Annotated in this window: 9 protein-coding genes and 1 pseudogene; 8 read left to right on the top strand and 2 right to left on the bottom strand. The window is 43.6% G+C overall.

The window, feature by feature from the left end; all coding sequences use genetic code 11:
• Positions 1-3: 3 nt before the first annotated feature.
• From A2W93_12665 to A2W93_12645, 5 genes are read left to right on the top strand one after another with little or no spacing between them, the layout of a single operon-like run.
• Positions 4-1,029, top strand: a complete 1,026-nt coding sequence (locus A2W93_12665; GenBank protein ID OFY54635.1) for a UDP-glucose 4-epimerase GalE — start codon at positions 4-6, stop codon at positions 1,027-1,029.
• The gene (locus tag A2W93_12660; protein ID OFY54634.1) at positions 1,026-2,081 is read left to right on the top strand and encodes a dTDP-glucose 4,6-dehydratase; all 1,056 of its coding nucleotides are present in this window, start codon (positions 1,026-1,028) and stop codon (positions 2,079-2,081) included. Before A2W93_12665 ends, A2W93_12660 begins: the two co-directional genes overlap by 4 nt.
• On the top strand, positions 2,068-3,060 hold the full coding sequence (locus A2W93_12655; GenBank protein ID OFY54633.1) for a hypothetical protein: 993 nt from the start codon (positions 2,068-2,070) through the stop codon (positions 3,058-3,060). Before A2W93_12660 ends, A2W93_12655 begins: the two co-directional genes overlap by 14 nt.
• Complete coding sequence (locus tag A2W93_12650; protein OFY54632.1) at positions 3,047-3,787, top strand: hypothetical protein; 741 nt, start codon at positions 3,047-3,049, stop codon at positions 3,785-3,787. The genes A2W93_12655 and A2W93_12650 overlap by 14 nt, the downstream gene beginning before the upstream one ends.
• Positions 3,788-3,805: 18 nt before the next feature.
• Positions 3,806-5,179 (top strand): hypothetical protein, encoded by a 1,374-nt coding sequence (locus A2W93_12645; GenBank protein ID OFY54631.1) that lies wholly within the window; start codon positions 3,806-3,808, stop codon positions 5,177-5,179.
• Between the two features lie 133 nt (positions 5,180-5,312).
• On the opposite strand, the gene A2W93_12640 is transcribed toward A2W93_12645, so the two are convergent.
• Positions 5,313-7,502, bottom strand: a complete 2,190-nt coding sequence (locus tag A2W93_12640; protein OFY54630.1) for a hypothetical protein — start codon at positions 7,500-7,502, stop codon at positions 5,313-5,315.
• A 202-nt stretch (positions 7,503-7,704) separates the two neighbouring features.
• Positions 7,705-8,913 (bottom strand): aspartate aminotransferase, encoded by a 1,209-nt coding sequence (locus A2W93_12635; protein ID OFY54629.1) that lies wholly within the window; start codon positions 8,911-8,913, stop codon positions 7,705-7,707.
• Positions 8,914-9,470: 557 nt separating this feature from the next.
• Here A2W93_12635 and A2W93_12630 point away from each other — a divergent pair.
• The 3 genes and pseudogenes from A2W93_12630 (at position 9,471) to A2W93_12620 (ending at position 16,108) form a co-directional block, all read left to right on the top strand.
• On the top strand, positions 9,471-11,396 hold the full coding sequence (locus tag A2W93_12630) for a glycosyl transferase family 2 (GenBank protein OFY54628.1): 1,926 nt from the start codon (positions 9,471-9,473) through the stop codon (positions 11,394-11,396).
• Between the two features lie 341 nt (positions 11,397-11,737).
• Positions 11,738-12,439 (top strand): hypothetical protein, encoded by a 702-nt coding sequence (locus A2W93_12625; protein ID OFY54627.1) that lies wholly within the window; start codon positions 11,738-11,740, stop codon positions 12,437-12,439.
• A gap of 114 nt (positions 12,440-12,553) precedes the next feature.
• Positions 12,554-16,108, top strand: a pseudogene (locus A2W93_12620) (hypothetical protein).

The raw sequence follows: 16,108 nt of genomic DNA, 5'->3' as shown, positions 1-16,108 counted from the left end.
AGTATGAAAAAAATTCTGGTAACAGGCGGACTTGGCTATATCGGCTCGCACACTGTTGTTGAATTAATCAATGCCGGACTGGATGTTGTGATTGCTGATGATTTATCAAACAGCGAAGAGTCTGTGCTGGCGCGGATTTTCTTAATCACCGGAACTGGTCCTGAATTTTACAGAATGGATGTTGGCAACCGCGAAGAGTTGAATAAATTGCCGGATGATATTGATGGAGTTATTCATTTTGCCGCGTATAAAAGTGTTGGTGAATCTGTTGAAAATCCGCTTGAATACTATCGAAACAATGTAGGCTCATTAGTGAGTGTTCTTGGTTTTTGCAAGGAACGAAAAATAAAATCGTTTGTTTTTTCTTCTTCTTGCACTGTGTACGGACAGAGTGAGGTACTTCCTGTAACCGAGGATACGCCTTTTAGTCCGGCATGGTCGCCTTACGGACATACAAAACAAATAGGAGAAGAAATCATTGCGAATTTCATCAAGTCACAACCGGGAATGCGCATTGTTTCGCTGAGATATTTCAATCCGTCAGGAGCCCATGAATTGTCTTTTATTGGTGAGTTGCCACGCGGAGTTCCGAATAATCTGATGCCATATATTACACAAACAGCTATTGGCTTGCGCGACAAACTGAAGGTTTTTGGTGGTGATTATGAAACGAAAGATGGTACCGCAGTGCGTGATTACATCCACGTTTCGGACCTTGCTCAGGCGCATGTGAAGTCGCTTGAATATTGCGAAAAAATGAATGACAATCATATTGAAGTGTTTAATCTTGGCAGTGGACATGGTTTTACAGTGCTTGAAGTCATTCAGAGTTTTGAAAAGACCAGCGGGCTTAAACTTCCTTATGAAATTGTTGATCGTCGTCCGGGTGATATAGAAAAAGTATGGGCCGATACCACAAAAGCTGAAAAAGTTTTGGGGTTCAAGCCTACCCGAACACTCGATGAAATAACGCTTTCAGCATGGAAGTGGGAACAAAATTACAGAAATAAAATTGAAAAGAAATCATGAAAAAAACCATTATTGTTACCGGAGGAGCAGGTTTTATCGGATCTCACGTAGTTCGGTTATTTGTAAATAAATATCCGGAGTGTAGAATTATTAATCTCGATAAACTTACTTATGCTGGTAATCTAGATAATCTGCGCGATGTTGAGAAAAAAAGCAATTATGTTTTTATAAAAGCAGACATCTGTGATTTCGAACACATCAATAAAATTTTCAGCGAATACAAACCAGACGGGATTGTGCATCTTGCGGCTGAATCGCATGTTGACAGAAGTATAATCAATCCAACGGAGTTTGTCATGACCAATGTGATGGGAACCGTGAATCTTCTGAATGCCGCAAAGAATCTCTGGAAAGATAACATGGATGGTAAAAAATTCCATCATATTTCTACCGATGAGGTGTTTGGTTCACTTGGCGAAACCGGCTTGTTTAGTGAAGAAACATCCTATGATCCACGCAGCCCTTATTCTGCGGCCAAAGCATCGAGCGATCATTTTGTGATGGCGTATCATCATACATATGGCTTGCCTACAGTGATTACGAACTGCAGCAATAATTACGGTCCATACCATTTTCCGGAAAAATTGATTCCGCTTATCATTAACAATATCATTCATAACAAGCCGCTTCCTGTTTACGGACAGGGTTTAAATGTACGCGACTGGCTTTATGTGGAAGATCATGCCGCCGCTATTAATCTTGTTTTTCACGAAGGAAAAGTTGGAGAAACTTACAATGTAGGTGGAAATAACGAGTGGAAAAATATTGATCTGGTTAAGCTGCTTTGTAGTATAATGGATACGAAGCTCGGAAGAGAAGCACACACATCTGAACAATTAATCACCTATGTAAAAGACAGAGCTGGACACGATTTACGATATGCCATTGATTCGTCTAAAATTCAAAATGAGCTTGGTTGGGAACCAACAGTAACCTTTGAAGAAGGTCTTGAAAAAACGGTGGACTGGTATCTGAAAAATCAGGAATGGCTGGATAGAATTACATCAGGAAGTTATATGAATTATTATAAAGAAATGTATGAAAACAGGTAGTATATTTTCAAAAATCAAAGGAAAGAAATGTATTGTTACCGGAGGTGCAGGATTTATCGGTTCGCATATAACTGATGCTTTGCTGGCTCATGGTGCTGCTCGCGTTATTGTCATCGACAATTTGCTGACAGGAAGCATTGAGAATATCAAGCATCATTTCGACAACGATGCATTCACGTTTGCGCAGGCAGATATTAATGACGCCAATACAATAGCGGCGCATTTCATTAAAGCAGATGTTTTGTTTCATCAGGCCGCGCTGGGCAGTGTCCCACGTTCGGTTGAGAATCCACCTGCCACTGATATAAACAATGTTCACGGATTTGTAAATATACTTCATCTTTGTCGGCTTAATAAGGTAAAAAAAGTAGTTTTTGCTTCGTCTTCGTCTGTGTATGGAGATGACACAACGATACCTAAGACCGAAGAGAAAACCGGGAAGCCATTGTCGCCCTATGCTGTTAGTAAAGTTACAGATGAGTTGTATGCGAGTGTGTTTACCGATCTCTATGGCATGAGCATTACAGGTTTACGATATTTCAACGTGTTTGGTCCGCGTCAGAATCCGAAAGGCGCTTATGCTGCCGTGATTCCTTTATTCATAGATCATGCGCTGAAAAAAGAAAATGCAAAAATATTTGGTGATGGCGAGCAAAGCCGTGATTTCACATATGTTGACAATGTTGTCAATGCAAATATTCTCACAGCGTTCATGCTGGATCAGGTTGGATACAATGTCATGAATATTGGCTGTGGTGGCTCAACTTCAGTGAATACTCTTTTCAATGTTGTCAATGGAATTTGTGGTGGGAAATCGAAGGTCGTGTATGAAAATGAGCGGCAGGGCGATATTCGTTCATCTTCAGCGAGCATTGCCAAAGCCATGAATCTGATCGGATACAAACCTGATACAGAAATTGAAAATGGTCTTCGTAAAACAATAGAATGGTTTAAGAAAAATAAAAATGTCTTTGATTAGTCACTTTTTCCAAAAGCCTGAATTGGTCGATTATTCAGTTTTAAAGACTGATATTCACTCGCATTATCTTCCGGGCATAGATGACGGTTGTAAGACAGAAGAAGAGTCATTGCATATTCTGAAACGTATGTATGAATGCGGGTTTCGGAAGATTGTCTGCACGCCTCATGTGCAGGCTGAATATTATCGCAATGGTATAGAAACTATTTTTCCGGTTTTTGAAAAGTTGCAGAAATCTGTATTTTCTTTAATACCCGGACTTGAATTGCAGGTGGCTGCAGAATATCTGATTGATGATGGTTTTGAAAAACACATCAAAGAAGGATTAATTTCTTTCGGTGAAAAAAAATATGTTTTGGTGGAGGTATCTTATTACAATCCTCACCCGATGTTCAAAAATTTGCTTCAGGATGTGATGATGAAAGGATACACGCCTGTCCTGGCGCATCCGGAGCGTTATAATTACTGGCCGGTTGATGAAAATATATTTGCTGATCTGCATTCAGCGGGTGTGGTATTTCAGGTTAATTTGCCTTCGTTGTGTGGCTATTATGGTTCTGAAGTCCGGCAGAGAGCGTTTGATTTGATAGCGAAAGGATTTGTTTCTGCAGTTGGCAGCGATGTCCACAATGATCGTTACGCCAATGCAATCATTGATGGTCTTGGCAATAAAAAGCTGCAGGGTATTCTGAAAAGTGGCGTATTTAAGAATGCAGAATTATTCTGATATAATTTCTCGACATCTATGAAAAAAGGATTATTTCTTTTAGTTATAATTTTAGCATCAGCTTTTTGTACAACAGCGCAGGATGCGGACTCCCTGATGATAAAATCTGTTTTTGACAATGCGTTGAAAAGCGAAGTCTCCTACAAAAATCTTGAAGGGCTATGCAATGTTGCTCCGGGCCGTCTTGCTGGTTTGCCAGCCATGGATAATGCAATGCAATACATGTTGCAGATAATGAAAAGCATGCCATTTGATTCGGTTTATATTCAGCCTTGCATGGTGCGGCAATGGCTTCCCGGGCAGGATACAGCATGGTACACTTTGAATGACAAAGAGAAATTTCCGTTGACTGTTGATATTCTTGGCGGATCGGTGCAGACGCCAGAAGGCGGGATTACCGCTCAGGTAGTGATTTTCAATAGTATGGATGAAATGAAGAAAGCAGATCCATCCACCATAAATGGAAAGATTGTTTATTTCAACCGACCAATGAATCAGACATACGTGAATACTTTCAGAGCGTATGGCGAGAATTCCTCAATGCGTGTGCTGGGCGCAGATGAAGCTTCGAAGCTGGGTGCAGTGGCTGTTTTGGTGCGGTCGATCAATACAGCGATTGATGATTTCCCGCATACCGGCATCATGCGTTATAAAACTACTGACATAAAAATTCCCGGATTTGCGATTAGCACCAAAGACGCATTAGAACTTGATTCTGCGTTGATGAAATATCCGCAGGCAAAAGTATTTTTAAGCAGTTCGTGCAAAGAACTACCAGAAGTTGAGCAAGGAAATGTGATTGGTGAAATACGTGGAATATCGCATCCGGAGCGAATTATCACTGTAGGCGGACATCTCGATTCGTGGTATAATTCTGCCGGTGCGCATGATGATGGTGGTGGATGCATGCAATCGCTCGAAGTTGCAAGATTGTTTTTTGAAACTGGCTACAAGCCGCATAATACCTTGCGTGTGGTAATGTTCATTGATGAAGAAATGGATCAGCGCGGAGGAAAAAAATACGCAGAAGAAGCGTTAGCGAAAAGTGAAAAGCACCTGTTTGCATTGGAGAGCGATCGAGGGGTTGCGTTACCAACTGGTTTCTCAATTGACGCACCGGAAGCGGCTTACAACAAAATCACCTCCTGGAAAAAATTGCTGGAACCCTATGGATTTTATTTGTGGTATAAAGGTGGCAGCGGGGTGGATGTAGGTTTTCTGAAAGGGAGCGTTACTGCACTTGCGGGCATTGTGTGCGATTCGCAACGATATTTCGAATATCATCATTCGGCCAAAGACACATTTGATAAAATTGTGCGCCGTGAGATGCAGCTTGGTGCCGCAGGAATGGCGTCGCTGATTTATTTTATTGATAAGTACGGGCTGGAATAAGCGTAGTCAGCCATCAGCTCTGACAAGGAGCTTTGGAGAAGGCTTGCGGCATGCGGTCCATGGCTTAACGCACAACGCCTTATGCCTTACGCCTAATGACTTATGCCTAATGCATATCTCGTATCTCGTTCCGCTATTTCTCCAGCATTGATTTCGACTCAAGTAGTCTGCGGAGTGGCACCAGATATTCAGTGAATTCCTGATAACTCATATCGCTCATGTAAATGGCTCCGTAAGCGCGGTTCAACATACGACTGGTGCTTTCGTAAAAATAGTTGTCGCCCAGAATTGTGCGAAGTTCATTGAATTGTTGAACCCATATTTTCTGTGCGAGTTCGCTGAAGGTCCCATCGAATTCATAGCTCGGAAACGAGGCGGAGCGCTGGCTCAGGAAGCAGGTGTTGAACATATTGTGTAACACTGCCAGCGAGTTTAATGAAACAGGAATGATGGTATTTACTTCGCCGAGTTTGAAATGCGACCACACGTTGCGGTAGCCCCAGATGCGGATATCGGTGCGTCCGGTTTTCTTTACATATTCGTCGATGGCTGTCGAAATTGCCATGAGCGATTTATAATGTGTATCAGGTCCACTTCCTTCGGGATCGATGGCCAGTGTAATTACATCGGGTTTTATTTTTTTCATCAGATTGAAAATCGGCAGCACATCTTCGTTGTAGTTAGGATACTCCGGAAAAATATCGGCCGAGTAAAATTTCAATCGCATGTGATGCGTGTAGGAATCAGGCAATCCGAAATGCGCCCAGGCAAGTTCGGCCTCGAATTCGCGCACCCAGCCTTTGGCCAGATGGATTTCATCCGGTTCTTTACTGCCAGGTTCGAGAGATGCAATGATGTTTGAAATCGATTCAATGAATTTTTTTATTTTCTCCCAGCTGCGCGAATTCAGGTGCGAAGCCACATTGCGAACCATGCGACAGGCAATATGTAAAAGTTGAATTTCTTTTTGCTGCTGCGCGATACCATTTAGATAGCCCGTGATATCATAGTTCCCGGATGAAATATCGAATAATTTTATTTCGGATGCTTTGTCCTGAATGTCGCTACTACTGAGGAAAGCGGCCGTTGCTTCGAGTACCGAAGCGAGGTAGATGTTTGTTACTGCCGTAAATCCACTGGTGCAATACACGAAATGATTTTCATTTTTGTCGCTTCGCACGAGATGATGGATGGCAGGAAAATAGGCCAATTCAATGTCGTCGTGGTGCGGTGCGGTGTGCATGATCACTTTCCCTTTAGGCAGATCAAGTCCGCGCTGGATCTTGTTTTTGATGGCCTGATCGGAAACGGCCGATGCCGGAAATTTCTCCTCAATCAGTCCTGCTGCGGCACTTCGGGTAATGAACATGCGCGCATTCTTTAATTTCTGAAGGCTGGTTGCCGGGAATTCCGGTAAAGGTTCATGCAATATAGCATCGGCCACTACTTTTGATTTTGAGGCGCCTGCAGCAATTATAATGGCAGTACAATCGGGATTGGCAGTAATGGTTTGCAGACCCATGGTAACAACAGCTTTGCGGCGTACATTTTCGATTCCACCCAGATCGGATGCAGCGGCTGCCTGCGTTTCGTAATTGATGTGATCGAGACGTGTGACCGAGTCGTGACGGCTGCCACGAATATTGAATGCAATGTGACCATCCGGCCCAATGCCCCCAAGGAAAAAGCCGATACCGCCTGCTTTTCGGATGGATTCTTCGTATTCGGCACACATCTGATCGATGTATTGAATGGCTCTTTTTTTGTGCAGTTCCTTTTCTGATTTCACCTGACGTGTGCGCAGACTCAGATCAATTTCGCCATCCGAAAAAAGTTCGCAAAGATTCATACGACTACGGTCGGGCATGTCGCAAGTGTTGATCAGATGCGCTTTTCGACGGTCGAGGCCAAAACCTTTGATGTAAAAAGTATTGATGAAATGCGAGAAGGAGCGTTCGTGCGACGGATCTATCGGAAAAAATTCATCGAGCTGAAAAAATTCCAGCGATTTCATATCGGGCTTCACATTTGGTTTGAAGCCAATTTCGGACAATATGCCTTTTTTGATTTCACGGCTCCAGTTTTCGAGATAGAACTGTGTCCATTTGATAAAAAACTCTGGTGTTTTTCCAGTCGGAAGTGCAATCACACCTCCGGGATGATCGCATACCCACTCAAGAAAACGCAATGCTGTGAGTTGTCCGAGTGTTACATAATTGTCAGTAACCACAGGATTCAACAGGCAGTGCGCGCTGATTTTTTTATTGTCCTGAACAGTATTCAGAAACCAGGATTCGACTTTGCTTTTGGCCATAGGACACATTTTAATAAGTCAATTCCCCCCGGAAACAACAGTGTGAGAGTGAGAGCGAGAAAGAGAGTATATGAGAGCGAGAGCGGAAAATCAGAGTGAGAATGAGAGCGAGAGTAGCTTTATAAGAAATAAGCGCCGCTGTTTGTGCTTCGACTCCGCTCAGCATGACAGCGGCGCTCAGGGTATAACAAGATTGAAAATAAAAATGAATTTATTTCAATTCTTTGATAGCTTTTTCAATCCAATCCAATGCTTTGGTCAGGTTTTCCATACTGGTTGCGTAGCTGAAACGTATACAGTTGGGATCACCGAAAGCAGAACCGGGAACCAGTGCGACATGCGCTTTGTTGAGAATGTAAATACACAGGTCGCTGTCGTCTTTTACAACCGTGGTGCCGTCGGATTTTCCGTACAATTGCTGAACATTGGGAAACACATAAAATGCGCCCATTGGAACATTTGGTTTGAAGCCAGGAATATCGCCCAGACGTTTTACAACGTAATCGCGACGTTGGAGGAAAGCCTGTTTCATTTTCTGCAGATCTTCGCACTGAGCGGGATCGACCTGAAGTGCCGTAACGCCGGCAATCTGTGCGATGGCATTGGCTGCGGAAGTTACCTGTCCCTGCACTTTTTCGATGGCTTTTGAAATATCGAGTGGTGCAGCGCTGTAGCCAATACGCCAGCCCGGCATGGCAAAAGCTTTTGAAAGGCCATTGATAGTCACAGTGCGGTCTTTCACTTCAGGGAAAATACCAATGCTGTATGTTTTTCCATCGAAATTGATCAGCTCATAAATTTCATCCGAGATGATGAGGATTTCTGGATGTTTGCCAAACATAACGGCCAGCGCCTTGAGTTCATCAAGGGTGTAGAGCATTCCCGAAGGATTGTTGGGTGCACAAAAAATGAATGCTTTTGTTTTTGGCGTAATCATTTTTTCGATCTGCTCCGGAGTGACTTTGAAATCATCTTCAATGGTGGTCGGAATATAGACTGGAACTCCGCCTGCGAGTTTAATCAGTTCGGTATAGCTCACCCAGTAAGGTGCAGGCACGATTACCTCGTCGCCCGGATCGAGACAAGCCAGAAAAACGTTACAGATTGCCTGCTTGGCACCAGTTGAAACGACGATTTGTTCAGGTGCGTATTCAAGATTATTGTCACGTTTAAGTTTGTTTGAAATGGCCTGACGCAGTTGCGGGTAACCAGCAACTGGTGGATAAAATGAGAAGTTGTCATCGACTGCTTTTTTGGCGGCAGCTTTAATAAAATCAGGAACGAAAAAATCGGGCTCGCCGATGCTAAGGTTGATAACATCAATGCCGGTAGCTTTCATTTCACGACTTTTCTTGGTCATTGCCAGTGTGGCTGACTCACTCATTTTTGTGATGCGTTCGGACAGGAATGTATTTTTCACGACTATTATTTTTTGATGATGCAGCAAAGATAATAATTTTAGTTTTCAGTTGTTAATAGCCAGTTGTGAGATAAATCTTTCGTTACAGACGTTACGACTTAAAGACATAACACTTTACAATTGTTACAAATATACTCGCTATTGGGCACTGGCTACTGCAGGGCCAACGCATTTAAATGCCTGTATATACTTCTGATTAATGCATCCGATGCCGACTTCAAGCGTACAATGTCATGCCTTTATAACCTTTGTTACACAGAGTTTGAAGGAGTACACACGGAGTCACACGGAGTTGAATTTACGCGGCAAAAGCCGGTATCAATTACAGCAAAGTGAATCTGAAAGAGCGCTTTCAGAATTCGATGTGCTGTAATTGATTTACACAACTCGTTGTGTACACTGTTAACCGGCTTTTGCTATTTTGTCACTCTGTGATACTCTGTGATACCTCTGTGGAACTCTGTGATCCTACGATTCCTGCAGATTTTTGTGGAGTTTAATGCGTCGATCCTGCTGGCTACTGACCACTGTGTTATCTTTCTTCTTATTTTTGCACCATGTATTCAATCAATGATTTGCTGGTAGAGTTTCCGGGGCGTGTGTTGTTCGATCGCATCGGGTTTGTAGTGAATTCGCGTGATCGCATAGGACTTGTAGGCCGCAATGGGGCTGGTAAATCAACGTTGCTGAAAATTATTGCGGGCTTGGATACAAGCTACAGCGGCCATCTTGGGTTCCCAAAAGATAAAACAGTTGGCTATCTTGTTCAGGAGCGCAGTTTTACATCGGTTAAAACCGTATATGAAGAGGCTGAATCAGCCTTCGAAGCAGTTCAAAAACTGATTGCTGAAACTGACAGATTAACAAAGGATCTCACCGAACGTCAGGACTATGAGTCGGATTCGTATCTGGCTTTGTCCGAAAAGTTGCACGAAATTACTGAAAGACTCCATTTGACGGGCGGAAGCAATTATCAGGAAGAAATCGAGAAAGTGCTGAAAGGGCTGGGATTCGCACGGGAAGAGATGTTCAGGCCTATGGCGGAATTCAGCGGTGGCTGGCAGATGCGCGTAGAACTTGCTAAATTGTTGTTGAAGCGCCCCGATCTGTTGTTGCTCGATGAACCGACCAACCACCTCGATATTGAGAGTATTCGCTGGCTTGAAGGATTTTTGCAGAATTATCCCGGTGCTGTAATGCTGGTTTCGCACGACCGTGTATTGCTCGATAATGTGACCACACGCACCATTGAGATACAACAAGGAAAACTATATGATTATCCGGCCAACTATTCCGATTATGTGGAACTGAGGCAGGAACGTATTGAGCAACAAAGTGCCGAACTGAAAAACCAACAGCGCGAAATTGCACAGATAGAATCTTTTGTTGAGCGATTTCGCTATAAGGCGTCGAAAGCCAAACAAGTGCAGTCGCGCGTGAAGCGGCTTGAAAAATACGAGGATATTTCAATCGAAGAGACCGATCACTCACGAATGGCTTTCCGTTTTGCTCCTGCCAAAGAGAGTGGAAAAATTGTGGTTGAAGCGGAACAGGTAACCAAGTCTTATGGCGAAAAGCTGGTGATAAAATCTTCCGATTTCATCATAGCGCGTAACGAGCGAATAGCTTTTGTCGGACAGAACGGGCAGGGGAAATCGACTTTAGTGAAAATGATCATGAGCGCCATCGATTTTGGCGGGCAGCTGAAACTGGGACACAATGTTCAGATTGGATATTTCGCGCAGAATCAGACGGAAATGCTCGACCGGAATAAAACCTTGTTCGAGACGCTGGAGGATGTTGCGGATAATGATACCAGGCCTAAGCTACGGAATATTCTTGGCAGTTTTTTGTTCAGTGGCGAAGATGTTGAGAAAAAAGTGAGTGTTCTTTCTGGCGGTGAAAAAACGCGGCTGGCACTAGCCAAGATGCTGTTGCAACCCATCAATTTTCTGGTGCTTGATGAACCCACCAACCACCTGGACATGGCAGCCAAAGACGTTTTGAAGAGTGCTTTGCTGCATTTTAATGGTACGCTGATAGTGGTTTCGCACGACCGTGATTTTTTGTCGGGGCTTACTACCCGAATTTTTGAATTTCGCGACCATCAGATCCGTCAGCTTGACTATGACATAAATGAGCTGATGGAGATCCGTGATCAGGAGCAGGCCGACGCGCAGCGCTCGCAAAAAGGCACTTCAGCAGAAAAAGAAATCAGCGCCTCGAAGCAACAATATCTCGACAACAAAGAGAAAGATCGTCAGAAGCGAAAAATCGAAAAGCAAATTGCCGAGGCCGAAGAGTCAATCAGCCAAATTGAATCTGCCATGTTGATTATTGAAAATCAGTTGAATAGCCCTGAAGAAATTGGTAATAGTCAGGATTACAGCAAATTAGCTGCACAATACACCAATCTGAAAAAACAATTGGAGCAAACCATGCATGGATGGGAAAATATGCACGAAGAATTGACCAATTTGTAAGGTCTTGATATTCACTATATTAATAGGTTGTTGTAGCGATTCTATAGAAGAATTAACCCCAGTTGTCAACCATTGTTGATAATTCAGCTAATTATTTTTCATTTTAAATTAAACTTTCAAACTTTAGCAAGGTCTTAGGGGTAAATTTTCCAAAACTGAATGAATAATTTGAGTGAGAGGCGTGAAAAAGCAAAAACTGATTCAGCTTTCCTGTTTTTTTTCAATCTTTTATACAGATAACGATTTCAGCTGCGGTGATTTTGAGGCCATATCTGCGTAATCCTGGGGGGGGTTATCAGGTTTGGCTTGTTTTTTTTTAAGGGGAACAAATAAAAAATAATATGAAAATTACAATTCTCACACTGCTGGGTTTGTTATGTTTACAGGGGGTAAACGGGCAATCATTCACCATTAAAAACGGTTCGGAGCAAACCTGTTCCGGTTATTTTTATGATTCTGGCGGAAAAGAAGGAAACTACTCAACTGGTGAGGATTATGTCTTTACACTCAATTCCGGTTCTGCAGATGCAAAACTGATGGTTCAGTTTAATTTATTCAGACTAAACAGTGAAGACTGGCTTGCAGTGTATGATGGTGATTATTCCGAAACAAATTTAATTGACACGTACACCAGTACAAATTCAATAAAAGAAAATATAAAATCAGCTTCAGGAACGCTGACTTTTGTGTTCCATTCGGGAGCCGAAAGTTTTGAGGCCGGATGGGAAGCCAGAGTGCTTTGTGAAAAAGAGGAACTCTCTGCGCAGGCAAGGAATATCCCTAAGAAAGGACCTGGCGTTCTGCTCACATATTCGGTTCGAGGAGTGAAATCTGAAGCCGATTTTGCATTGCTGGAGAAAAAGTTGAAGCAGGAGGAATACATTGTGGAGACTTCGGCGTATTTTGAAAAAGAGATACTTTGGGTTAGAGTGAAGGAATTTTCTTACGTGGACGAAATCAAGAGCGTGTTACTCTCTTCGCAAAAGGAGTTCGGGTACGAGTATTCGGTTGATTTTGTGAGTAGCGACGAAAAAAAACAATAAGAACAATTCTTTGATTGAATTAATTTAAAACCTGACATCACAATGAAAAAGATATTTCTACCCATTTTTTCGTTATTTTTCTTTTCAATTTTAAGTATAGGACAGACTTACAACATGTCCAATACGGATCAGACGACCTGCGCAGGCACTTTTTATGATGCAGGTGGAACGGCAAACTATGCCCTAAGTGAATCGTTTGAAATGACCTTTACGCCTTCGACGGCCGGGCAGATGCTACGATTTATCTTCACAACTTTTGACACTGAAAGCATCACATATGACTTTCTTAAAATATACGACGGTCCATCGACTGCTTCTCCGTTGCTTGGGACATGGGGCGGAACCACTGGTCCGGGAACAATTACGGCAACCAATCCAACCGGTCAGCTCACCTTTGTCTGGCAATCGGATGCTTCGGTTGCAGACATTGGCTGGATTGCCTCCATTAGTTGTGTTGCACCGCCTACGCAATATCCTTTGGTTACCGGCTCCACAGTAACAACCTGTTCGGGTGTTTTCTCCGATCCTCAGGGCAGCACTACCAATTACATAGATAATAACGGCACCAGAACAATGACATTTTGCTCTGGTACTGCACAATCGTTGCAGTTTTTATTCACTGTTTTTGAGACCAATGAAGCCGCAGATAACCTGAAAATTTATGATGGCCCAAATACAGCTTCTCCATTATTGGGAACTTACAGTCAGACCACAGGCCCCGGCACGGTAGTATCATCGGGCACTTGTCTTACTTTTGTCTGGACAACAGATAACAACAATGCAAGTACACCCGGATGGGCAGCCAACATCAGTTGTGTAGCACCGCCGCCTGCCAATAATGAATGTGCAAATGCGGTACTTTTACCTGTCAATCCTTCGGGCAGTTGTACAAATTCAGTCAGCGGAACGGTGTTTCAATCGACACAATCGGCTCAGGCCAGTGCGTGCGGAGCCATTCCAAATGATGATGTCTGGTATTCTTTTGTCGCTCAAAGTACTATACATGTTGTTAGTCTTACGAATATAGCTGGGTCAACGATCGACATGTATTTTGCTGTTTACAGCGGCACTTGTGCTTCTCTAACTGAGCTTTTATGCAGTGATAACAATTCCGGAACCCTTACAGGCCTGACTATTGGCCAGACTTACTATGTTAGGGTCTATACATGGACTGCCACTACGGGTCAAACATCAACTTTCGATATTTGTACATATCCCATCATGCCGGCCACCAACGACGAATGTGCTACAGCAATTCCTGTGACAGTTAATCCTGATTTGAACTGCGGCAGTACAACTTCTGGAACTGTAGCTGGAGCCACTGCTTCGGCAAATACAAATTCCTGCTTTGGTACAGATGACGATGATGTCTGGTTTTCATTTGTTGCAACCGAAACATCTCATGAGATTGATTTATTGAATGTTGCCGGCTCAACAACCGACATGAATTTTGCTGTTTACAGCGGCACCTGTGCTTCATTGACCAATATTCTTTGCAGCGATGGGAACTCAAATACAGTTAATGGGCTAACAATCGGTCAGACCTATTATATCAGGGTTTATACATGGACATCTACAACTGGCCAGACATCAACATTTGATCTTTGCATCGGAACAGTGCCACATACAACATATAGCGGCACCTGTACTGGCAAATTTCAGGATAATGGAGGCAACAGTGATTATGCTGCCAACTCAAATTATGTAGTGACTTATTGTGCTACTCCTGCAGGATATTTGATGGAGATGGATTTCACAGCCTTTGAAACTGAAAGTATTGATGACCTGATAATTTATGATGGACCGAATACTTCTTCTCCAATTATTGGGACCTATAGTGGAACTACCTCTCCTGGCACAGTGACTTCTACAGGATCCTGTCTGACATTTGCCTTTACCTCTGACGGAACGATTCAGGAAGCAGGATGGTCTGCAAATATTGCCTGTATTGCTCCGCCGCCTGGCACCAATATGGGAAATAACGGAACCGTTACAACCTGCAGCGGTTATTTTTATGATAGTGGTGCCGGGTTAGGCAGTTATGCAAATAATGAGAATTACACAATGACTTATTGTTCTGCCAACGCAGGAGAACAGATGATTGTTGATTTCACAACTTTTTCTACGGCAACCGGCGACATTCTTACCATATATGATGGGCCGAATACATCTTCTCCTGTTATGGGAACCTATTCTGGTACAACTTCTCCGGGAGTGGTGGCTTCTTCAAACGGTTGCCTGACTTTTGTTTTTACATCGACAAGTAGCGGAGTAAGTACGGGTTGGTCAGCCGAAGTAAGTTGTGCTCCTCCAACACCCTGCGATGCTTCCGAACCTTTCTGTACTGGTACTACTTATAATTATCCGGCAGCTGTTGGTGTCCCGGATATGGGTTCAGTGGGCTGCTTGTTAACAACCCCCAATCCTGCATGGTATTATTTGCAGATCGCTAATGATGGAGACCTGAGCATTTTTATTCAATCTGATTATGATGTTGACTTTATTTGCTGGGGACCATTTACATCTTTGACTGCGGCCTGTGCTTCGGATTTGATGAGTAATTCTGGAATTAGTTGCAGTTATTCGATTAATGCAACAGAGACAGCTGTCATCCCGAATGCTTTAGTTGGAGAGATTTATGTGTTGCTTATTACAAATTTCAAAGATTTACCCACCAATATCGAATTCTCCCAAACAGGTGGAACCGGGACAACAGATTGTTCGATCGTAGCACCACCGATTTCAAACAACGGTCCATTATGTGTTGGACAAACGTTGAACTTAACGGTTGCGAATCCTGTTTCCGGAGCCACTTATGCCTGGACAGGACCTCATAGCTTTTCTTCAACAGCCATGAACCCGTCTCATACGAATATTCAGACGGTTGATGCCGGTGTTTATTCCTTAGTAATTACTGTTGGTGGCGTGGCTAGCGCGCCGGTGACAACGACGGTTGTTGTCAATCCGAATCCGACGATTACAGCAACAGCCAGCCCAGTGGCTATCTGTAACGGTGCTTCTTCATCATTAACAGGTGGAAGTAGTGTTGCGGGAGCAACATATGCATGGAATCCTGGTGGCTTAACCGGATCTCCGGTTTCAGTTTCACCGATTGCGACTACTACCTATACGGTAACGGGCACTGCTGCGGGATGTACCGGGACTGCGACAGTTTTGGTTACAGTACATCCTATACCGACAGCCAATGCAGAAACAAACCTTACTTATTGCGCTGGTGCAGCTGCGCCGGCCAATGGTCTTACAGGTACACCTGCCGGTGTTACTTTCAACTGGACTAACAGCAATACAGCCATAGGCCTTGCTGCAAGCGGAACAGGCGTCGCATCAATACCGGGTTTTACTGCAACAAACGCCACTACAGCTCCGATTACATCAACAATAACCGTCACTCCAGTAGCAAACGGATGCCTTGGTACACCAATAACATACACCATAACGGTAAATCCAACCCCGATTGTAACTGCTGAGGCTGCTCAGACCTATTGTGCAGGAGCAGCGGTTCCGATAAACACATTGGCAGGAACTCCCGCCGGAGTGACATTTGCCTGGACAAACAGCAATACAGCCATTGGCCTTGGTGCCAGCGGTACGGGAAATATTCCGGCGTTCACCGCCACCAATGCGACCACTGCAGCAATTTCGGGTACA

Source organism: Bacteroidetes bacterium GWF2_43_63 (assembly GCA_001769275.1).
Lineage (GTDB): Bacteria > Bacteroidota > Bacteroidia > Bacteroidales > DTU049 > GWF2-43-63.
This window is presented reverse-complemented; position numbering and strand designations above follow the sequence as displayed.

Coding starts and splice junctions, on each gene's coding strand:
- A2W93_12660 (OFY54634.1), top strand. CDS start 1,026: ATGAAAAAAACCATTATTGTTACCGGAGGAGCAGGTTTTATCGGATCT.
- A2W93_12630 (OFY54628.1), top strand. CDS start 9,471: ATGTATTCAATCAATGATTTGCTGGTAGAGTTTCCGGGGCGTGTGTTG.
- A2W93_12665 (OFY54635.1), top strand. CDS start 4: ATGAAAAAAATTCTGGTAACAGGCGGACTTGGCTATATCGGCTCGCAC.
- A2W93_12645 (OFY54631.1), top strand. CDS start 3,806: ATGAAAAAAGGATTATTTCTTTTAGTTATAATTTTAGCATCAGCTTTT.
- A2W93_12650 (OFY54632.1), top strand. CDS start 3,047: ATGTCTTTGATTAGTCACTTTTTCCAAAAGCCTGAATTGGTCGATTAT.
- A2W93_12655 (OFY54633.1), top strand. CDS start 2,068: ATGAAAACAGGTAGTATATTTTCAAAAATCAAAGGAAAGAAATGTATT.
- A2W93_12640 (OFY54630.1), bottom strand. CDS start 7,502: ATGTGTCCTATGGCCAAAAGCAAAGTCGAATCCTGGTTTCTGAATACT.
- A2W93_12625 (OFY54627.1), top strand. CDS start 11,738: ATGAAAATTACAATTCTCACACTGCTGGGTTTGTTATGTTTACAGGGG.